The organism is Sphingomonas radicis, assembly GCF_051400635.1.
Classification (GTDB): domain Bacteria; phylum Pseudomonadota; class Alphaproteobacteria; order Sphingomonadales; family Sphingomonadaceae; genus Sphingomonas.
On sequence record NZ_JBLFFG010000003.1, the window covers coordinates 86,164 to 105,859 of the forward strand.

The 19,696-nt window shown below is 66.9% G+C and carries 21 protein-coding genes and 1 tRNA gene; 12 read left to right on the plus strand and 10 right to left on the minus strand.

Going from position 1 to position 19,696, the window contains the following annotated elements:
• Positions 1–147: 147 nt before the first annotated feature.
• Entirely contained in the window at positions 148–930 is a 783-nt protein-coding gene (locus ACMGDH_RS12775; RefSeq protein WP_436828344.1) for an arginyltransferase, read from the minus strand.
• A gap of 318 nt (positions 931–1,248) precedes the next feature.
• Entirely contained in the window at positions 1,249–2,493 is a 1,245-nt protein-coding gene (locus ACMGDH_RS12780; protein ID WP_436828345.1) for a threonine ammonia-lyase, read from the minus strand.
• Positions 2,494–2,553: 60 nt separating this feature from the next.
• On the opposite strand from ACMGDH_RS12780, the gene ACMGDH_RS12785 reads away from it, so the two are divergent.
• The gene (locus ACMGDH_RS12785) at positions 2,554–4,224 is read left to right on the plus strand and encodes an amidohydrolase (RefSeq protein WP_436828346.1); all 1,671 of its coding nucleotides are present in this window, start codon (positions 2,554–2,556) and stop codon (positions 4,222–4,224) included.
• Positions 4,225–4,286: 62 nt separating this feature from the next.
• Positions 4,287–4,940 carry an HPP family protein gene (locus ACMGDH_RS12790; RefSeq protein ID WP_436828347.1) on the plus strand — a complete coding sequence of 218 codons (654 nt, stop codon included), beginning with the start codon at positions 4,287–4,289 and terminating at the stop codon, positions 4,938–4,940.
• 73 nt (positions 4,941–5,013) lie between these two features.
• Here ACMGDH_RS12790 and ctrA read toward each other — a convergent pair whose 3' ends face one another.
• Complete coding sequence (ctrA, locus tag ACMGDH_RS12795) at positions 5,014–5,727, minus strand: response regulator transcription factor CtrA (RefSeq protein WP_436828348.1); 714 nt, start codon at positions 5,725–5,727, stop codon at positions 5,014–5,016.
• Positions 5,728–5,880: 153 nt separating this feature from the next.
• Positions 5,881–6,822, minus strand: coding sequence for a LysR family transcriptional regulator (locus ACMGDH_RS12800; RefSeq protein WP_436828349.1), 942 nt, complete (start codon positions 6,820–6,822; stop codon positions 5,881–5,883).
• Positions 6,823–6,938: 116 nt separating this feature from the next.
• Between ACMGDH_RS12800 and ACMGDH_RS12805 the strand changes: the two genes are divergently transcribed.
• On the plus strand, positions 6,939–7,637 hold the full coding sequence (locus tag ACMGDH_RS12805) for a pirin family protein (RefSeq protein ID WP_436828350.1): 699 nt from the start codon (positions 6,939–6,941) through the stop codon (positions 7,635–7,637).
• Between the two features lie 96 nt (positions 7,638–7,733).
• Positions 7,734–8,363: an NAD(P)H:quinone oxidoreductase gene (wrbA, locus tag ACMGDH_RS12810; RefSeq protein ID WP_436828351.1), complete on the plus strand. Its 630-nt coding sequence runs from the start codon at positions 7,734–7,736 to the stop codon at positions 8,361–8,363.
• Here the strand turns inward: wrbA and ACMGDH_RS12815 are convergent.
• Positions 8,291–9,082: a M15 family metallopeptidase gene (locus ACMGDH_RS12815; protein WP_436828352.1), complete on the minus strand. Its 792-nt coding sequence runs from the start codon at positions 9,080–9,082 to the stop codon at positions 8,291–8,293. The genes wrbA and ACMGDH_RS12815 overlap by 73 nt on opposite strands.
• A gap of 224 nt (positions 9,083–9,306) precedes the next feature.
• Between ACMGDH_RS12815 and ACMGDH_RS12820 the strand changes: the two genes are divergently transcribed.
• From ACMGDH_RS12820 to ACMGDH_RS12830, 3 genes are all read left to right on the plus strand, one after another.
• A complete protein-coding gene (locus ACMGDH_RS12820; RefSeq protein ID WP_436828629.1) occupies positions 9,307–9,957 on the plus strand; it encodes an RluA family pseudouridine synthase in 651 nt (216 codons plus the stop codon).
• Entirely contained in the window at positions 9,950–10,351 is a 402-nt protein-coding gene (gene arfB / locus ACMGDH_RS12825) for an alternative ribosome rescue aminoacyl-tRNA hydrolase ArfB (protein WP_436828353.1), read from the plus strand. Before ACMGDH_RS12820 ends, arfB begins: the two co-directional genes overlap by 8 nt.
• Positions 10,352–10,569: 218 nt before the next feature.
• Positions 10,570–11,055, plus strand: coding sequence for a GAF domain-containing protein (locus tag ACMGDH_RS12830; protein WP_436828354.1), 486 nt, complete (start codon positions 10,570–10,572; stop codon positions 11,053–11,055).
• 284 nt (positions 11,056–11,339) lie between these two features.
• Here ACMGDH_RS12830 and ACMGDH_RS12835 read toward each other — a convergent pair whose 3' ends face one another.
• Together ACMGDH_RS12835 and ACMGDH_RS12840 are read right to left on the minus strand one after the other, a co-directional pair.
• Positions 11,340–12,623 carry a M20/M25/M40 family metallo-hydrolase gene (locus ACMGDH_RS12835; protein WP_436828355.1) on the minus strand — a complete coding sequence of 428 codons (1,284 nt, stop codon included), beginning with the start codon at positions 12,621–12,623 and terminating at the stop codon, positions 11,340–11,342.
• 240 nt (positions 12,624–12,863) lie between these two features.
• Complete coding sequence (locus tag ACMGDH_RS12840; RefSeq protein ID WP_436828356.1) at positions 12,864–13,319, minus strand: universal stress protein; 456 nt, start codon at positions 13,317–13,319, stop codon at positions 12,864–12,866.
• A 135-nt stretch (positions 13,320–13,454) separates the two neighbouring features.
• Between ACMGDH_RS12840 and ACMGDH_RS12845 the strand changes: the two genes are divergently transcribed.
• Genes ACMGDH_RS12845 through lpdA form a run of 4 tightly spaced genes read left to right on the plus strand, consistent with a single transcriptional unit; the run spans position 13,455 to position 16,805 of the window.
• Complete coding sequence (locus tag ACMGDH_RS12845; protein WP_436828357.1) at positions 13,455–14,756, plus strand: pyruvate dehydrogenase complex dihydrolipoamide acetyltransferase; 1,302 nt, start codon at positions 13,455–13,457, stop codon at positions 14,754–14,756.
• Between the two features lie 13 nt (positions 14,757–14,769).
• Entirely contained in the window at positions 14,770–14,997 is a 228-nt protein-coding gene (locus ACMGDH_RS12850; protein ID WP_436828358.1) for a hypothetical protein, read from the plus strand.
• Positions 14,990–15,379, plus strand: coding sequence for an acyl-CoA thioesterase (locus ACMGDH_RS12855; RefSeq protein WP_436828359.1), 390 nt, complete (start codon positions 14,990–14,992; stop codon positions 15,377–15,379). The genes ACMGDH_RS12850 and ACMGDH_RS12855 overlap by 8 nt, the downstream gene beginning before the upstream one ends.
• Positions 15,380–15,407: 28 nt before the next feature.
• Positions 15,408–16,805 carry a dihydrolipoyl dehydrogenase gene (lpdA, locus tag ACMGDH_RS12860; RefSeq protein WP_436828360.1) on the plus strand — a complete coding sequence of 466 codons (1,398 nt, stop codon included), beginning with the start codon at positions 15,408–15,410 and terminating at the stop codon, positions 16,803–16,805.
• A 164-nt stretch (positions 16,806–16,969) separates the two neighbouring features.
• Here lpdA and ACMGDH_RS12865 read toward each other — a convergent pair.
• Both ACMGDH_RS12865 and cpdR read right to left on the minus strand, forming a co-directional pair.
• A tRNA-Val gene (locus ACMGDH_RS12865) sits at positions 16,970–17,044 on the minus strand.
• Between the two features lie 62 nt (positions 17,045–17,106).
• A complete protein-coding gene (gene cpdR, locus ACMGDH_RS12870; protein WP_436828361.1) occupies positions 17,107–17,481 on the minus strand; it encodes a cell cycle two-component system response regulator CpdR in 375 nt (124 codons plus the stop codon).
• A 113-nt stretch (positions 17,482–17,594) separates the two neighbouring features.
• On the opposite strand from cpdR, the gene ACMGDH_RS12875 reads away from it, so the two are divergent.
• Positions 17,595–18,440 (plus strand): N-formylglutamate amidohydrolase, encoded by an 846-nt coding sequence (locus tag ACMGDH_RS12875; protein WP_436828362.1) that lies wholly within the window; start codon positions 17,595–17,597, stop codon positions 18,438–18,440.
• 434 nt (positions 18,441–18,874) lie between these two features.
• Here ACMGDH_RS12875 and ACMGDH_RS12880 read toward each other — a convergent pair whose 3' ends face one another.
• On the minus strand, positions 18,875–19,654 hold the full coding sequence (locus ACMGDH_RS12880; protein ID WP_436828363.1) for a SapC family protein: 780 nt from the start codon (positions 19,652–19,654) through the stop codon (positions 18,875–18,877).
• Positions 19,655–19,696 lie beyond the last annotated feature (42 nt).

Here is a 19,696-nt window from a genome sequence, read left to right on the forward strand (position 1 = left end):
ATTAACGTCGAGCGGATCGCCCGCAAGACCACCCGTTCGCCCTGAGCTTGTCGAAGGGCGTCATCCGCAAGCAACCAATTTGTGGAAGCCCGCCCTTCGACAGGCTCAGGGCGAACGGAGGATATCCCTAAACGGGGCGCCCGCCCCTCAGGCCAGCGCCGCTACGCGGCTGGGCTCGGGCATCCCCGTTGCCACGTCTTCGTCGGCGAGCAGCGACCAGCCGTTGGGGCCCAGCACTTCGATCGGGCGGTAGCGCGTCTTGTACGCCATCCGCTCCGATCCCTTCACCCAATAGCCGAGATAGACATAGGGCAGGCCCGCCGCGCGGCTGCGCAGGATGTGATCGAGGATGATGAAGTTGCCCATCGAGGGGCGCGTCTCGTCTCCGGTCTCGAAAAAGCTGTAGATCATCGAGAGGCCGTCGGCCTGCTGATCGGTGATGCAGGCACCTACCAGCCGCCCGCGGCCATCGATCGACGGCTCGCGATATTCGATCACATAGGAGCTGACCGGCGACTGCTCGACCATGTCGGCATAGTCGTTCTCGTCCATCGCCGCCATGCCGCCGCCGGGATGGCGCGTCTGCAGGTAGCGGTGGAGCAGCTCGAACTGCTCCTCGGTCGCCCAGGGCTTACAGGCGGTAACCTCGAGATCGGCATGGCGCTTGAGGAGCTTGCGCTGGCTGGCGTTAGGGCGGAACTGGTCGGCCACGACACGCACCGAGACGCAGGCGGTGCAGCCCGCGCAGCTCGGCCGATAGGCGACCGACTGGCTGCGGCGGAAACCGATGCGGCCGAGCGCGTCGTTGAGCTCGGTCGCGTGCTGGCCCGAAAGCTCGGTGAAGATCTTCCGCTCCTGGCGCCCCGGAAGATAGGGGCATGGACTCGGGCTCGTCACGAAGAAACGCGGAAAACGGGAAAGTGCAGTCACCGCTCTGTCGCCCCTCTCAGCCGGCCCGGAATTGGTCCGTCGCTGCGACTATGGAGCGCCGCGAGCATGATGAAAAGCGGGTTTACTATAAAAGAAGGTTAATGCCGCAAGTAGAACGATCGGAAGCGAAACAAAGACTTAGCTGCGAACGCGCATGTGCGCGGAGCTGGGACATTAACCGCATCCGTCAACGAGCCGCAGCGCCGGAACGCGCGGACAGACTATCTCCAAGGCAGAATACACTGGGCGTCGGGCACCGTGAATCGCCGCCAGACTCAACTCACCGCGGAAGCGATTCGTTTCGTCGGATCGTCGCGTTCAGGCGAGTTCGACCTGGCTCACTTCATATTGCGCGCGGCGCAGCGCAGTGATCAGCCGATCGAGGTGATTGCGATCACGCGTCTCGCACTCGATGTCGGTGATCAGCCCCTTGGCAGGCAGCGTCGTGAACACGCGCTGGTGATAGACTTCGATGATGTTCACGCCCTGCTCGTGGAAGATCCGGGCGACGTGGAACAGCGCTCCGGGACGGTCCTGGAGGCGGATGCGCAGGCGCGCGAGACGGCCTGAGCGAGCGAGATCGCGCAGCAGCACGTTGGCGAGCAGCCGCGTGTCGATGTTGCCGCCGCACAGGATCGTGCCGACAGTCTTCCCGCGGAAGCGTTCGGGCTCGGTGAGCAGCGCCGCCAGCCCCGCCGCGCCGGCCCCCTCGACCACGGTCTTCTCGATCTGGAGAAGCAGGCTCACCGCCTCCTCGAGCCGGCGCTCGCCGACCAGGATGATGTCGTCGACCAGCGCCTCGACCAGCTTGGAGGTGATGCCGCCCGGCTCCTTTACCGCGATACCCTCGGCCAGCGTGTCGCCCGCGCAGGGCATGTCCGTATGGTGGAGGCGGTTGTACATCGACGGGTAGAGCTCGGCCTGGACGCCGATCACTTCGATGTTGCGGCCCTCGGACTTGGCGACGGTCGCCGCGCCCGAAATCAGCCCACCGCCACCGATCGGCACCACCAGCGTGTCGAGATGGGGAACATCCTCGATCATCTCGAGCGTCGCAGTCCCCTGCCCGGCGATCACGCGCGGATCGTCGAACGGGTGGACGAAGGTGAACCCCATCTCCGCTTCGAGCTCGCGCGAGTGCGCATAGGCGGCGTCGAAGGTCTCGCCGTAGAGGACCACGTTCGCGCCGTGGCCCTCGGTCTGGGTGACCTTCACCGTGGGGGTGTTCTTGGGCATCACGATCGTGCTCGGGATGCCGAGCCGCGTCGCGTGATAGGCAAGGCCCTGCGCGTGATTGCCCGCCGACGCCGCGATCACGCCCTTGGCACGCGCTGCCTCGTCGAGCTGGAGCAGGGTGTTGAGCGCCCCGCGCTCCTTATAGGCGGCGGTGAACTGCAGATTCTCGAACTTGAGATAGACGGTCGCGCCGGTCAGCTCCGACAGCGTCTTGCTCACCAAAGTGGGCGTCCGCACGATCTGGCCCGCAATACGCGCCTGCGCTGCACGGACGTCTTCGATCGTGACGGGGAGCGGCGCGGCCGCCGGAGCTGCTTTGGTTGCCATAACTGGTCCCGCCTAGACCATCTGGCGCCACGGGGGAACAGGCCCTATGCGCAAGGGTCTATGCGCAAAACGAACCTGTCCGGCCGTCTGCTGGCCCCGCTCGCGGCCATCGCGGCGCTGTTCCTCACTCCTGCCGCCCGCGCCGAGGGGATGGTGGACAACGTCAATGGCATGACGCTGGACGAAAAGGGCCAGGTGGTCCGCTTCAGGGCGATCCTCTTCCGGAGCGACGGCAAGATCACGCGGTTCCTGACGGGCAAGGAACGGCGCCCCAAGAAGCTCGAATGGCGGATCGACATGGGCGGCAAGACGCTCGTCCCCGGCATGATCGACGCCCATGGCCATGTGATGGGGCTCGGCTACCAGCTGCTCCAGCTCGACCTCTCGGCGACCAATTCGCTCGACGAAGCGCTGGCCAAGATCCGCGCCTATGCCGCCGCCAATCCGACCAAATGGATCATCGGCGGCGGATGGAATCAGGAACGATGGAAGCTCGGCCGCTTCCCGACCGCCGCCGAACTCGACGCCGCAGTCGGCGACCGACCGGTGTGGCTCGAACGGATCGACGGACATGCGGGTTGGGCGAACAGCCGCGCGCTGGCGGTCGCCGGAATCACGACGGCGACCAAGGATCCGAGCGGCGGACGGATCGAACGTGCCGCGGGCGGCAAGCCCACGGGCGTGCTGGTCGACGGGGCGATGGCGCTGGTCACGAAGGTGCTGCCCCAGCCGACGCCGCGCGAGCGCAACGCCGCCTTCCTGGCGGCACAGGACCGGCTGCTCGCACTCGGCATCACCGCCACCGCCGACATGGGCACATCGGTCGACGACTGGACGACCTATCGTCGCATGGGCGACCTCGGCCTGCTCAAGGTTCGCATCATGAGCTATGCCTCGGGCGTGGAGACTGCGCTGGCGATCGGTGGCCAGGCACCCACCCCCTGGCTCTATGACGATCGGCTGCGGATGGGCGGCATCAAGCTCTACACCGACGGCGCGCTGGGCTCGCGCGGCGCGTGGCTCAAGGCCGATTACGCCGACGCGCCCGGGGAGAAGGGGCTTGGCTTCCTGGCCGACGACCAGCTGCTCAACCTGATGGCGCGCGGATCGATGGACGGCTTCCAGATCGCCGTCCACGCGATCGGCGACCGCGCCAACCAGCAGGCGCTCGACGCGATCGAAGTGCTTTCGCAGACCTACAAGGACAATCGCCGCTGGCGGATCGAGCATGCGCAGGTGATCGATCCCAAGGATTTCGCGCGTTTCGGCAGGCTGGGCGTGATTGCTTCCGTCCAGCCGGTGCATCAGACATCGGACCGGGCGATGGCGGAAGCGCGGCTCGGCGAGGCGCGGCTCGCGGGCGCCTATGCGTGGCGCTCGCTGCTCCAGAACGGCGCGAAGCTGGCGTTCGGATCGGACTATCCGGTCGAGAGCGCCGATCCGTGGGCAGGCTGGGCAGTTTCGTTCACGCGCCAGGACGCCGACGGCCAGCCCCTCGGCGGCTGGCGCGCGCAGGAAGCGGTGACGCGCGAGCAGGGATGGGCCGCCTTCACCACCGGCGCCGCCTTCGCGGGCTTTGCGGAGGACCGGATCGGCCGTCTCGCGGTGGGGATGCGCGCCGACTTCCTGATCCTCGATCGCGATCCGCTGCTCGCCTCGCCTGCCGAGCTGCGCGGCACCCAGGTGCTCGAGACCTGGGTCGGCGGGAACCGCGTGTGGCAGCGCAAGTGACCGCCACACGCTGCCGACCCTCCTGATCTCCGCGGACCTTTCGAAGACCCACAGCTGAACCCGTGAAGAAGATCCACCTCCTGTTGGCCGGGGCCAACTGGCGCGACCGGCTGCTCGCCTGCCTAGGCGCGTTCGCCGGCATCGCGATCACTGCGCTCGTCTGCTCGGTGGCGCAGACGCCGGATGCGCTCGTCCCCTTCCTGGTTGCGCCGATGGGGGCTTCGGCGGTGCTCGTCTTCGCCGTGCCGTCGAGCCCGCTTGCGCAGCCGTGGCCGGTGATCGGTGGCAACATGATCTCCGCCGCGGTCGGCCTCGCCTGCGCTGCGCTGCTGGGCCACGGCCCGTGGGTCGCCGGCTTAGCGGTGGGACTAGCGATCACCGCCATGTCCCTCCTCCGCTGCCTCCATCCGCCCGGCGGCGCCTGTGCGCTGCTGCCCGTGCTCGGCGCGGGGCTCGGCCCCGATTTCGTGCTCGCGCCGGTGGGCATCAACGCCGTGGCGCTCGCGGTGATGGGCGTGGCCTTTCACCGCATCTCCGGCCACAGCTACCCGCATCGTCCGGCCAGCCTGCCGGTTCGGCCCAGCCTGCTCGCCGAGGACATCGACGCCGCGCTCGCCGAGGCGCACGAGAGCTTCGACGTCAGCCGCGAAGATCTCCAGGCGCTGCTCGCCCGTGCCGAGCAACATGCGCTCGAACGGCGGGTGCGTCGCCGCTAGGGCGCGTGAATGCAAGAAGGCCGCGGCGCCTATGGCAGCCGCGGCCTTCGCAAAGCCCCCGCTTCGGTTCCTATCAGGCGACGGCGGTAACTGCCTCTTCGGCTTCGGCGCCTTCGAGCTCGCGCAGCACATAGCCGCGGCCCCAGACCGTCTCGATATAGTTCTCGCCTTCGCATGCCATGCTGAGCTTCTTGCGCAACTTGCAGATGAAGACGTCGATGATCTTGAGCTCGGGCTCGTCCATCCCGCCATAAAGGTGGTTGAGGAACATTTCCTTGGTGAGCGTGGTGCCCTTGCGGAGCGAGAGCAGCTCCAGCATCGCATATTCCTTGCCGGTCAGGTGCACACGGGCGCCATCGACCTCGACCGTCTTGGCGTCGAGGTTCACGGCGAGCTTGCCGGTGCGGATGACCGACTGGCTATGGCCCTTCGAGCGGCGGACCACGGCGTGGATGCGCGCGATCAGCTCTTCGCGATGAAAGGGCTTGGTGACGTAATCGTCGGCACCGAAGCCGAACGAACGCACCTTGGAATCCATTTCGTTGATGCCCGACAGGATCAGCACCGGCGTCTGCACGCGGGCGACACGCACCTTCTTGAGCACGTCATAGCCGTGCATGTCCGGAAGGTTCAGATCGAGCAGGATGATGTCGTAATCATAGAGTTTGGCGAGGTCCAAGCCCTCCTCGCCCAGATCGGTGGTGTAGACGTTGAATCCCTCGGCCGCGAGCATAAGCTCGATCGCCTTGGCAGTCGAAGGCTCGTCCTCGATCAGCAGCACGCGCATCGCCGGTATCCCCTGTCCATTAAGCTACGCGTTGGAGCCCCGTGGCCGACGCGCTGGACGATTCATTAACCTAAGCACCTCTGAAGGCAAAAGGTTAATTTCGTCCTAACCGGCCTGAATCCACGAGTCGCGGGGAATTCCTTACACGGACTATTACGTATGAACGTGCGAACGCTGAGCAGGGTTTTGGGCGGTCTCGCAAAGCGTGCGGAAGCGCTCGGTAAAGAAGTCGATCAGCGTCTCGACGCGCGCAGGCCGGAGCGTACCCGGTGGCGTCAGCAGGTGGAGCGCCACCGGCGCCGAAGTCCATTCCTGCAGCACCGCCTCGAGCGTCCCGGCGCGCAGGTCCTCGCCGACCAGGAACTCGGGCAGGTACGCTATGCCCAGTCCGGCACGCAGCGCCGGGAGCATCGCGTCGCCGCTGTCGGTGGCGAGTGGTCCTTCTATCCGCACCACCGCTTCCTCGCCGCCCGGGCGGCGGAAGCGCCAGACATCGGGGTTGGCCAGATTGGTGTAGGCGAAGCAGGCATGGCTCGCGAGATCGGCGGGATGCCGGGGCCGCCCGTGCCGCGCGAAATAGGCCGGCGAGGCGACGATATGGCCCGGGATCGCCCCGAGCCGCCGCGCACGCAGCGAACTATCGGGCAGATTGGCGATACGGAGCGCGATGTCGAATCCCTCGGCGACGATGTCGACGCGCGCGTCGGACAGGCACAGCTCGATCTTGATCCCGGGATTTTCGGCAAGGAAATCGGCGACTGCTGGCCCGACATGGGTGATCCCGAAAGTGAGCGGCGCCGCGACGCGGACGAGCCCGGATGGGGCGCTCGCCGATTCGAGCGCAGCCTCCTCTGCCGCGACACCTTCGGCCAGAATCCGCTGCGCACGTTCGGATAGCGCCCGTCCGCTTTCAGTGAGCGTCAGCCGGCGCGATGTGCGGTGGAATAAGGTCGTCCCCAGCCGCTGCTCCAGCCGGCTGATCGCCTTCGAGACGGTCGCCTTGGAAACGCCGAGCGCAACCGCGGCGCCGCTGAACGAACGATGCTCGACCACGCTGGCAAAGGCAGCCCAGGCTTCGAAATCCGGCAGCTTCATTCAACCTCCCACCTTCTACGCCTTTCATACATCGGAAACGATCGGTTTCCAACGTTTCCATTTACGCACCAATCGCAACGCCTATCTTGGCGGCAACACCAGATGGGAGATCAGCGATGATCGAGAAACGCTCCTTCGAAAGCCTGGGCCACGCCGACCATGGCTGGCTCAACGCGCGTCACCATTTCAGCTTTGCCAACTACCATGATCCCGCCCGCATGGGCTGGGGGACGATCCGGGTTTGGAACGACGACGAGATCGCCGCCAACTCGGGCTTCCCGCCGCACCCGCACAAGGACATGGAGATCATCACCTATGTCCGCTCGGGCGCGATCACCCACCAGGACTCGATGGGCAACAAGGGTCGCACCGGCGCCGGCGACATCCAGGTGATGAGCGCGGGCACCGGGGTCCGCCACGCCGAATACAACCTGGAGCCCGAGACGACGACGCTGTTCCAGATCTGGATCCTGCCGCGCGAGACCGGCGGCCAGCCCAGCTGGGGCGCCAAGCCTTTCCCCAAGGGCGACCGCTCGGGCAAGTTCGTCACACTGGCCAGCGGTTTTGCCGACGACAGCGACGCGCTGCCGATCCGGGCCGACGCCCGGGTGCTCGGGGCGACGCTCAAGGCCGGCGAGAGCGTCGAGCACACAGTAGGCGACGGGCGGCATGCCTATCTCGTCCCCGCCGTGGGTGCGATCGAGATCGACGGCCAGCGCTTCGAAGCCCGCGACGGCGCGGCGCTCTCGGGCGGGCAGACCGTCACCATCAAGGCGCTGGAAGACACCGAGATCGTCCTGGTCGACGCGGAATAACCACCAATCGTCACCCCGGCGAAAGCCGGGGTCTCAGGCCGCATGAGATCCCGGCTTCCGCCGGGATGACGGCTCCATTTTGAAGGGAGACATCGCATGTCGAAGATCCTCGTTCTCTACTATTCCTCCTACGGCCATCTGGCGAAGATGGCGGATGCCGTCGCCGAGGGCGCCCGCAGTGCCGGCGCCGAGGTCGATGTTCGCCGCGTTCCCGAAACCGCTCCCGCCGAGGTGGTGGCCGCGGCAGGCTTCGTCGCCGACACCAGCCACCCGGTGCTGGAGGACGTCAACGAGCTCGCCAACTACGACGGCATCATCGTCGGGGCACCGACCCGCTTCGGGCGAATGGCGAGCCAGATGGCGGCGTTCTGGGATCGCGCCGGAGGCGTCTGGTACCAAGGGCAGCTCGTCGGCAAGATCGGCGGCGCCTTCACTTCGACTGCCACCCAGCACGGCGGGCAGGAGACGACGCTCTTCTCGATCCTCACCAACCTGCTGCACTTCGGCATGACGGTGGTGGGTCTCGACTATGGCTTCGCCGAGCAGAACGGCGTCGACGAGGTCAAGGGCGGCTCACCCTATGGCGCGACGACGATCACCGACAACGACGGCAGCCGCCTGCCGAGCGAAGTCGAGCTTGCCGGCGCCCGCTATCAGGGCCGCCGCATCGCCGAGCTGGCCAACAAGATCGCCGCGTCCACAGCCGGCGAGCTCGAAACCGCGTAACCTCCCCCTCCCCGCGCGGTATCGACGGAGCGGCGGTCAGGCGAATGCCCGGCCGCCGCTTTCGCTTGCGGGCGCGGGACGGCAGGCTGGGCCGGGAAGCTGGCGTGCGCCGTCGCGAACCGCGAGCGCGCGGCCTGTGCCTGCAGCCCCATGTCGCTGCTGCGGCCGACCCAGCGCCAGTGCCACGGCTCCCAGCCGACGCCCTGCTTGTTGCCGGCAGGGAAGGAGAGCTCGAACCCGAAATCGGGCCCGCGCCGCATCAGCCATTTGCCGGCGGGGGTCAGGGCGAAACATTGCTCGGCAGCGCGGCAGCCGGTGTTGCGCTGGACAAAGTCGATCGCATAGCCGGTGGCATGCTCGCTGTGCCCGGGCGGCGCGATGAAGCGCGCCCGCAGCGCCGCGATCGAGCCGCAGTCGATCGCCCCGCCGCAGAACACGCGGCGCTGGTGCTCGATCGAGCGGAAGCACGACACAGCGCCCAGATCGATACCCTCGCCCCGCGCGGCGGCGAGCAGGCGCTCGAGATCGGCGGCGGCATCATAGGCGAGCGTGCAGCCGGGAAGGCTGGTGACCGGCACCAGGATGGCGGGGTTCGCCTGGCCATAGGGAAGGTGATTGTAGAGGCGCACCACCTTGGCGGGGGGCGCGGCCTGTTCCTGGGCAGGCGCGGCGGAGGGAAAGGGGAAGAGGAGGAGAAGGGCCAGGGCCGAACGACGCACGCGCAACCTCATAACGCTCCCGGAATGGGCATCGGCAGCGAAAACGCGGCATCGAGCAAAAGGATCATCATTCCTGCCCTGTCAAACCTTGTCGAAGGGCAGCTCTTCTCTGGACCGTCGGCGCAAAGTGGAGAACGGCGCTTCGACAAGCTCAGCGCGAACGGATGGCAGCATATGGCAGACCCATGCTGGCGCTCGCACGCGCGCGGTGGCATGGGGGCGGCATGTTCCAGGACCGCGTACTCTTTATCGACGGCGAAGCGATCGTGATCGACAAGCCCGCGGGCCTGCCGGTCGACCGCCCCCGCGATCGCTCCGAAAGTCTCGAGGATCTGCTCGGCCAGCTGACCTTCGGCTTCCAGCGCCTGCCCCTGCCCGTCCACCGGCTCGACCGCGACACCAGCGGCTGCCTGCTGCTCGCGCGCAATCCCAAGGCGCACAAGCGCTTCTCCCAGGCGTTCGAAGCGGGGACGGTGGTCAAGCGCTACCTAGCCATCCTCGACGGCGAGCCTGCCGAGGACCGCGGCGAGATCGATCTGCCGCTGATCAAGGTCTCCACCGCCGAGACCGGCTGGCGAATGACCGGCGACGCCAAGGGCAAGCCCGCGCGCACCCGCTGGGAAGTGGTCGAGCGCGTCGGCGGCAAGGCGATGCTCGCCTTCTTCCCCGAGACCGGGCGGACGCACCAGATCCGCGTCCATGCCGCCCAAGGGCTGGGCGTGCCGATCCTGGGCGACCCGGTCTATGGCAAGGGCGGCCCCGCGGTGATGCTCCATGCCGCGGAACTGACGGTGCCGCGCGATGGCAAGCCCGCTGTTCATGCCGAGGCGCCGCTGCCGGTGCGCTTCCACAACGCCGGCTTCGGCCGTGGCTGAAATCCCGGACGAGGCGATCGTCGAGGAGAAGTTCCTCGCCGCCTCGGGTCCGGGCGGGCAGAACGTCAACAAGGTCGCGACTGCGGTGCAGCTGCGCGTCGACGTCTTCAAGCTCGGCCTGCCGCCCTATGCCTATCAGAAGCTCAAGGTGCTTGCCGGCACCAAGCTGACGTCAGCGGGCGAGCTGGTGATCACGGCCCGGAAATTCCGCACGCAGGAGGCCAACCGCGCCGACGCCCGCGAGCGCCTGGCCGAGCTGATCGACAAGGCGCACGAGCGCCAGGCCAGGCGGATCAAGACCAAGCCGAGCAAGGCCGCCAAGGCGCGGCGCGTCGACGCCAAGAAGGGTCGCAGCGAGGTGAAGGCCGGGCGCGGCAAGGTGCGGCTGGATTGACCGGCGCGCCCCTCCAGTTTTGACTCTTTTGGCGGAAACGCGATTCATCTCGCAATATTATTTCGCGCCCGTGGCGCAGCTATCAAAGAGCGGCCGGGCGAGCCGGCAAGTTGAGCAGAGCAAGCGAAATCCTATTTTGCAAGTGGCCTCGGCCGCAGCCGGATGACGCTGCATGATACCCCTCCCGCTAGCGCACGGCTGCGCCTACATGCGGGTGCATGTACGCTTTCGACATCGCTTCGGGCAGCAAGTCCGATCTCTACCGCGACCTCGCCGCCGCGCTCGATTCGCTTACCGCGGGCGAGCCGGACGCGATTGCCAACATGGCCAACGTCTCCGCGCTGATTTGGCAGTATCTGCCCGATCTCAACTGGGCCGGCTTCTATCGCAACCTGGGCGGCGAGCTGGTGCTCGGGCCGTTCCAGGGCAAGGCGGCATGCATCCGGATTCCCTTCGGCAAGGGCGTGTGCGGTGCCGCCGCCGCGACGCGCGAGACGCAGCTGGTGGAGGACGTCCACGCCTTTCCCGGGCACATCGCCTGTGATGCGGCGAGCCGGTCCGAACTAGTGGTGCCTATCGTCCACCAGGGCGAGCTGATCGGCGTGCTTGATCTCGATAGTCCGATTCCGGCGCGGTTCGACCATGGCGATGCCGCAGGGTGCGAGGCATTGATGCGGATATTGGCGCCGCGGCTGGGCGGGTAGCCGATCGGTCATCGGGGACGGAAACCCCGTTCGCCCTGAGCCTGTCGAAGGGCGCACGCTAAAGTCAAATTCATTTGATTCGAGCGGTTCCCCGGCGAAGGCCGGGGCCCAGTATCGCCGCGCTCTGGAGAGCGCCCCGCGCTTCGTTGGGGGTGTTGCAACTGGGCCCCGGCCTTCGCCGGGGAACCGCTTGCTTCAACTCGGGTGGATCAAACTCTAGGCGAGCCGTCTGGATAGCGCCCTTCGACAGGCTCAGGGCGAACGGGAGAAGATGCCCTGTCAGATCACCGCCGCCCGCCGAAGGTCACCAGGCTCTCCGATCCGTCCGCGGCGAGCGCGGATACGCCGACGAAGTGATCGTCGACGATCACCTTCTCGAGCACCGCTTCGGTGCCTTGCACGTCTAAGTGGTTCGTCCAGTCCTGCGCGTCGGCGCGGCGCCAGTGGATGCGGTAGCCGGCCGCGCCCGGCACGGCTGCCCATTTGACGCTCGTGTCGGTCGAGAGCGCGCCGCCGATCGTCACGCTCGCGGGCGCGGCCGGGGCCTTGGCCAGCCGGCGAATCGTAGCGACGTTGATCGCAGTCACCTTCGCCAGATACTCGAAGTCCATCTTGTCGACCGTATCGCCATAGACCTTGCCGTTCTCGGTGCGCAGGTCCTGGTGCTGCTGGTCGTAATTCTCGACGCCCACGGTGAAGCGCACCGCGGGGTAGCCCAGCTTGAGGAAAGGCGAATGATCGCCGCCGCGGCCGAAGCGATCGGTGCGGCGGACGAGGAACACGTCGAGCCCATCCGGCACCGTTCCCGCGACCTTGTCGATCGCCTTGGCGAGCGCGCGTGACGGCCCGTCATCCTCGCCACCGTCTGCGCGGCGCGCTAGCTGCGCCTCGATCGGCTCGACCTCGCGGATGCCTTCGGAAAACACCCGTACCCGGTCCGCGACGCGTTCGCCGCTCTGGCCGATCGTGTTGCCGACGATATCGTTGTTGAGCACCGCGGAGACGGTCCAGCCCTTCTCCTTCGCAGTTTCCGCCAGAAGCTGGCCGCCGAACAGCCCCTGCTCCTCGCCCGAAAGCGCGGCATAGACGATCGTCGCGGAGAATTTCTCCTTCGAGAGGATACGCGCTGCCTCCAGCACCAGCGCCACGCCCGAAGCATCGTCGTTCGCACCCGGCGCATCGGCGGTTGCATTCATGACGTCACTCACGCGGCTGTCGATGTGACCCATCACGATCACGACCCGCTTGGGATCGGTGCCGCGCTGGAAGCCGAGCACGTTCACGACACCGACGCCGTTCGGCGCACGCGCGTTGGTGAAGCCGCGCGCGATGTTGGCGATTTCGATGCAGTCGCACGCATCGCCGATCCGCGAAAGTTCCGCCCCGAACCACCGCCGCGCCGCTCCGATCCCCCGCGTCGGGTGATCGGGCGAGGAGAGCGTGTGGCGCGTGCCGAAGCTCACCAGCTTCTCGACATCGACCTTGAGGCGGGCGGGGTCGGGACGGTCCTGCGCGGCGGCGGGGGTGGCAAGGAGTAGCGGGAGGAGGAGCGGGAGGAGGATGCGCATTGCGTGAGCGTGGCGGCTCGGCGCGCGCGGTTCAAGCCGGTTCGTGGGGATGCTGACTTCATCCCACCTACCTCGTCACCCCGGCCTTGTGCCGGGGTCCACAGGGTCAAGCAGTGCTGGCGATGAGGTTTCTGGGGGAGCCGCGCCGCCATTATCCGGCTGTGCAGTGGACCCCGGCACAAGGCCGGGGTGACGAAGGGAGCGTAAAAACGTCACCACTCCCTCGCAGGAAGGCCCCCCTCAGCTCAACCGGTCGATCGCCGCAACGTCGAGCGAGCCGGGGATGATCATCACCGGTACGCTGAAGCTGCCCGCGTCTGCGCCGGTGAAGTGCGTCACCAGCGGCCCCGGCGCGCCGCTGGGTGCGGCGCCGAGCACCAGCGCGGCGATCTCCGGATTCGCGGCGATCATCTCGCGCACCACCTTGGCGCCGTCGCCCTCGCGCACCGTGATCGAAGGGTTGAGCCCCGATTCGGTGAACAAGGTGCCCGCGGCACGCGCGACCAGCGCCTCGGCGCGCTGGCGCGCTTCTTCCTCGATCGTCGCCATCACGCCGCCCCATTGGACGAAGTCTGGCTTGGGGATCAGCGCGAGAATCTCGACGTTGCCGCCCGTCTTCACGGCGCGGCGCGCGGCGAAGCGCAGCGCGATCTCGGATTCGGTGCTCTCGTCGATCACCACCAGATAGGTACGCATCGTAAGAAATCCCCTGTTCGACGCGTTAGCTGCCCCGCCAATGGCGCTCGCGCAAGCCCAAGCCCCTTGACCCTAGGGAATGCCGCGGCAAAGGAGGGCCATCCTCATCCCCAGGACCTAACGACGGGAAACTCCATGTCGATCGAAATCAAGATGCCGGCGCTTTCACCCACGATGGAAGAGGGCACCCTCGCCAAGTGGCTCGTCAAGGAAGGCGACACGGTCAAGTCCGGCGACTTGCTCGCCGAGATCGAGACCGACAAGGCGACGATGGAGTTCGAAGCAGTCGACGAAGGTACGATCGGCAAGATCCTGGTCGCCGAGGGCACCGACAATGTGAAGGTCGGCACGGTGATCGCGATCATCGCCGGCGAAGGCGAGGACGTATCGGCTGCGGCTCCGGCTGCGAGCCCCGCACCCACTCCGGCGCCCGCGCCCAAGGCCGAAGCCGCGCCTGCACCGACTCCGGCGCCTGCCGCCGCGCCGGCCCCCTCGCCCGCTCCCGCCGCTGCGAGCGGTGACCGCGTCAAGGCGAGCCCGCTTGCCAAGCGCCTCGCCGCCGAAAAGGGCGTCGATCTGTCGGGCCTGACCGGCTCGGGACCGAACGGCCGCATCGTCAAGGCCGATATCGAAGGCGCCAAGCCGGGCGCTGCCCCCGCCGCCCAGCCCGGCGCCGCGCCTGCCGCAGCCGCTGCACCTGCTGCCGCCGCGCCCGCCGAGCACAAGCCGGTGTGGTACGACGAGAGCATCCCGCACGAGGAAGAGAAGCTCTCGAACATCCGCAAGACGATCGCGCGCCGCCTGACCGAGGCCAAGCAGACGATCCCCCATATCTATCTGACCGTCGACATCCGGCTGGACGCGCTGCTCAAGCTGCGCAGCGAGCTCAACAAGGCGCTCGATCCGCGTGGCGTGAAGCTCTCGGTCAACGACCTGCTGATCAAGGCGCTGGGCGTCGCGCTGATCCAGAGCCCCAAATGCAACGTCACCTATGCCGGCGACAAGCTGATCAAATACAGCCGCGCCGACGTTTCGGTCGCGGTGTCGACGCCCTCGGGCCTGATCACGCCGATCATCCGCGACGCGGCCAACAAGAGCGTCTCCGCCATCTCGACCGAGATGAAGGAGCTCGCGGCGCTGGCCAAGGACAACAAGCTCAAGCCCGAGCAGTATCAGGGCGGCACCGCCAGCCTCTCCAACATGGGCATGTTCGGGATCAAGCAGTTCGACGCGGTGATCAATCCGCCGCAGGCCATGATCATGGCGATCGGCGCAGGCGAGAAGCGCCCCTATGTAGTCGACGACGCGCTGCAGATCGCGACCGTGATGAGCGTGACCGGCAGCTTCGATCATCGGGCGATCGACGGCGCCGACGGCGCGGCGCTGATGAAGCTGTTCAAGGAGCTGGTCGAAGCCCCGATGGGCATGATCGCCTGAGGGGCCCGGCGGCGTGCGCCTCCTCATCGAAGTGATCCACATCGCGATCGGCCTGGTCGCCGCGGTGCTGATCGCTTGGGCGGCCGCCTGGTCCTATCCGCGCGCGACCGACGATATCTGGCTGGTCGCCTATGCCTGCATGGTCGCGGTGGTGCTGATGGGCGTGAGCCCGATGCGCCGCGCCTATGCGATCGATCGCAAGCGGCTCGCCCGCAGCAGGGGAAACAACGCGAATGGATGAGCTCACACGCCCCGACGGCCAGCCTGCGATCCGGGTGACCACCATGCCCGCCGACGCCAATCCCTATGGCGACATCTTCGGCGGCTGGCTGATGAGCCAGATGGACATGGCCGCGGGGCTCGTCGCCTCGCGCCATTCGAAGGGCCGCGCAGTCACGATCGCAGTGGAGGGAATGAAATTCCACGCGCCGGTGGCGGTGGGCGACGAAGTGTCGGTCTATGCCGATCTGGTCCGCGTCGGCCGCACTTCGATGACGATCGACGTCGCCGCCTGGCGCCGCGCCCGCCACGCCGAGGAGAGCTGCCTGGTCACCCAGGCGCAGTTCGTGTTCGTCGCGATCGACGAGAACCGCAAGCCGCGGCCGGTTGCGGCCGAAAGCTGAGACACAAGCAGAGAGTTGGAAAGACCCAATGGCTGAATCCTATGACGTGATCGTGCTCGGATCGGGACCCGGCGGCTATGTTGCTGCGATCCGGGCGAGCCAGCTCGGGCTCAAGACCGCGATCGTCGAGCGCGAGCTGCTGGGCGGCATCTGCCTCAACTGGGGCTGCATCCCCACCAAGGCGCTGCTCCGCTCGGCCGAGATCTACCATTATATGCAGCACGCCAAGGATTACGGGCTGGCCGCGGAGAAGATCAGCGCCGACCTGGAAGCGGTGGTCAAGCGCTCGCGCGGGGTGGCCAAGCAGCTCAATCAGGGCGTCACGCACCTGATGAAGAAGAACAAGGTCGCGGTGCACATGGGCACCGGCAAGCTGACCGGGAAGGGCAAACTCACCGTCACCGCCGAGGACGGCAAGACGACCGAGCTGACTGCCAAGAACATCATCGTCGCCACCGGCGCCCGCGCCCGCGACCTGCCCTTCGCCAAGGCCGACGGCAAGCGCATCTGGACCTATCGCACCGCGATGACTCCGCCCCAGATGCCGAAGAAACTGCTCGTCATCGGATCGGGCGCGATCGGCGTCGAGTTCGCCAGCTTCTACAACGACATGGGCGCCGAGGTGACCATCGTCGAGATGCTCGACCGAGTCGTACCCGTCGAGGACAAGGATATTTCGGCGCACCTCGAGAAGGCGTTCAAGAAGCAAGGCATGACCATCCTGACCTCGACCGGCGTCGACAAGCTCGAGGTCACCGGCACCGGCGTGAAGGCATCGATCAAGGACAAGGACGGCAAGGTCACCGTGTCCGAGTTCAGCCATGTGATCGTCGCGATCGGCATCGTGCCGAACACCGAGAACATCGGCCTCGAAACGCTGGGCGTGAAGACCGAGCGCGGCCACATCGTCACCGATGCGGCGTGCAAGACCAACGTCGACGGCCTCTATGCGATCGGCGACGTAACCGCGCCGCCCTGGCTCGCGCACAAGGCAAGCCACGAGGGCGTGATCGCTGCCGAGGCGATCGCCGGCAAGCACCCGCACGCGATGGACCCGCGCAACATCCCGGGCTGCACCTATTGCCACCCGCAGATCGCCAGCGTCGGCCTCACCGAGGCCAAGGCCAAGGAAGCCGGCTATGAGGTGAAGGTGGGCAACTTCCCCTTCATCGGCAACGGCAAGGCGATCGCGCTCGGCGAGCCCGAGGGCTTCGTGAAGACGGTGTTCGACGCCAGGACCGGCGAGCTGCTCGGCGCGCACATGATCGGCGCCGAAGTCACCGAGATGATCCAGGGCTACACCATCGGCAAGACGCTGGAGACCACCGAGGCCGAGCTGATGGAGACGGTGTTCCCGCATCCGACGATCAGCGAGACGATGCACGAGGCCGTGCTCGGCGCCTACGGACGCGCGCTCCACATCTGAGGTGCGCGCGGCCGGCGTGCCGCGCTGCCTGTCGCTACCCTGACGGTTCCCCGGCGAAGGCCGGGGGCCGGCATTCGTGCGCCCGCGCGGGGCGCCCAAATCCGCCTATCCGGCCGGCTTCAGCAAAAAGGCCCGCCAGGCGTTAGCCTGACGAGCCTTTTGAATGGTGGGCGTGGCAAGGATTGAACTTGCGACCCCTGCGATGTCAACACAGTGCTCTACCACTGAGCTACACGCCCTCCGGGAGCGCGGCCTTTAGCGAGGCTTGGTGCGGCGCGCAAGCACTCGAATGCGCCAAAAATCAATTGAGCCCGACATTCTCCGCTTCGAACAGCCGATCGACCTCGAGCACCAGGTCGCGCAGGTGGAACGGCTTCGAGAGAACACGCGCCTGGGGCACCTGCTTGCCCGCCTTGAGCGTCACTGCGGCGAAGCCGGTGATGAACATCACGCGCATCTCCGGCGCCATCTCGCTCGCGCGCTGGGCGAGCTCGATCCCGTCCATCTCGGGCATCACGATATCGGTCAGCAGCAGATCGAACCGCTCCGCCTCCAGCAGCGGAATCGCTTCGGTGCCGCGATCGACGGCGCTGACCGCATATCCCGAGCGCTCGAGCGCACGGGTGAGGTATTCCCGCATCACGCGGTCATCCTCGGCCAGCAGAATACGGATCATCGACCTACCTAGCCAGTCACAGGGCCTCATCTTATGCGCCAACGCCTTAAGATTTTCCAGCGCGTTTGGCCGCAAACCATTGCCGCAACAGCGTCTCGTGATAGGCATGGGCCGTGACGCCGCCCCCTTCCTTCGCGCGATTCGGGCCGCTGGAGCCGATCACGCCGGTGGTGCTTTCGGTGCCGCACGCGGGGCGCGACTATCCGCTTCCGCTCCGCTCGGCGATCCGGGTGCCGCTCACGGCGCTCCGCGTGCTCGAGGATCGCTATGCCGACGCTCTGGCGCTCGATGCGCGCGGCGCCGAGACGCTGCTGCTGGCGCAGCGCGCGCGCGCCTGGATCGATCTCAACCGCGCGGAGCACGAACGCGACCCCCGTCTCGACGACGGCGCCCTGTACCCGGGCCAGCCGCTCTCGGCCAAGCTGCGCAGCGGCCTGGGGCTGGTGCCGCGGCGGGCCGGCAATTCGGGGGACATATGGCAGCGGCGGCTGTGTGGCGAGGAAGTGGAAGCGCGGATCGCGGCGGACCATCGCCCCTATCACGCGGCGCTCGGCGCAGCGCTGGCCTCGGCGCGCGCGCGGTTCGGCATCGCGGTGCTGCTCGATGTCCATTCGATGCCCCCGCTCGGCGCCGCGGCAACGGCGCCCCGGCTCGTGCTCGGCGATCGATTCGGCAAGTCCGCAGGGGCGCGCTTCCTGGGACGGATCGAAGCCGTCGCGCGCGCGCACGGCGTGGCGACTGCGGCCAACGCGCCTTATTCGGGCGGCTATATCCTGGAGCGCCACGCCGATCCGCAGGGCGGAATCCACGCGATTCAGCTCGAGTTCGATCGGACGCTGTATCTGGATCCAGCGCTGGACGGCCCCGGCCCCGGCCTCCCCTCCACGGCGGCGCTGCTGCGGAGCATCGTCGACGCCGTCGCCGACGAGGCGCTTCCCGGCGCCATCGCCGCCGAATGAGCGCATAAAAAAACCACCTCGTGCACTAGGCACGAGGTGGCCAAGGTTCAGGGAGGAGACACGCCCGAGGGCGTGCCGTACGACCCCGCGAAAGGGGGGACACGAAGCCGTACAAGACGAATATAAGTGAGACTCCAGGGAGTTCAAGGGCCAAGCGACGAGTTCGGGCGGCCGTGCCCGCGGAGCGATCAGCCGTTGTGAATCGACCGGCGGCCATGCGTACCGGTGCGTTGTCGCGGCGGATAAATGGCGGCTTGGCGGCTACATGGAGCGCGCCAGCGCTGCCTACAATTTCCTCTCCCTTGATAGGGAAAAGGATACCGGAGCTTGGCGCTTCAGCGCCTAGCGGAGGTTGGAGAGGGGTAGAGCGGAGCGAAGCTCCCGTGGCTGCTGCGCAGCCCTCTCCCCTCCTCGGGAGGGGAGAGGGAAGAAGGTCAGGCCGGATTGACGAGCTGCGGCTCGGGCATCTTGCCCGCGCGCATCTGGCGCCCGAAGATGTCGCGCATCATCGACAGCGAGAAGAGGTGCGCATAGATGAGCGGCAGCATGCCGTTCTGCACGATCTTGCGCAGCTGGTCGCCGCGCAGTTCGTTCAGCTTCTTCTCGTCGACCATCATGAAGCCGCGATAGACGAACGGCTGCGCCGCGCCCTCAGGCTGGATCGAGACTTCGCCGTCGATCAGCAGGTCGAGCTCCTTGAGCTCCTTCATGAACAGCGAGGTGCGGGCACCCGCCTGCTCGAACTGCTCGTTGAACTGGAGGATGTTCTTGGTGAGCTGGCTCGGTTCGCCATCCTCGAACAGCTTCTCGCCTTCCTCGAACGCGCCGATCGTCTCCGAGGTCGGATCGAAGCACAGCGACAGCTCGTCGCTGTCCGGACGGAGCCGCGCGAGGAGGTAGGGATAGCGGCGGACATAGGCCGGAACGTAGAAGTTCGGGTCGATGAGCTTGCCTTCCTCGTCGAAGAAGGTGTTCACGCCTTCGTTCAGGCCCATCAGCGCGAGCGGAACGGGGTCGTCGCCCACCGAGAAGACGATCGGCATGTAGCGCTGCACCAGCGGAAATTCCTCCACCGTCACCGGCACCGCATGCTGCTTCGCCAGGAACAGGGCCTTGTCCGTGCTGCGGACGCGGAATTCGCTGTGCACCTGGCTCGAAAGCGGCTCGATGCGGTTATAGAAAAGCGGAAGCGACTGCTGTGGCGCGCTGGCCATCATACTCTCCTGGAATGAATGCAGATTAGGTGAAATGATTCC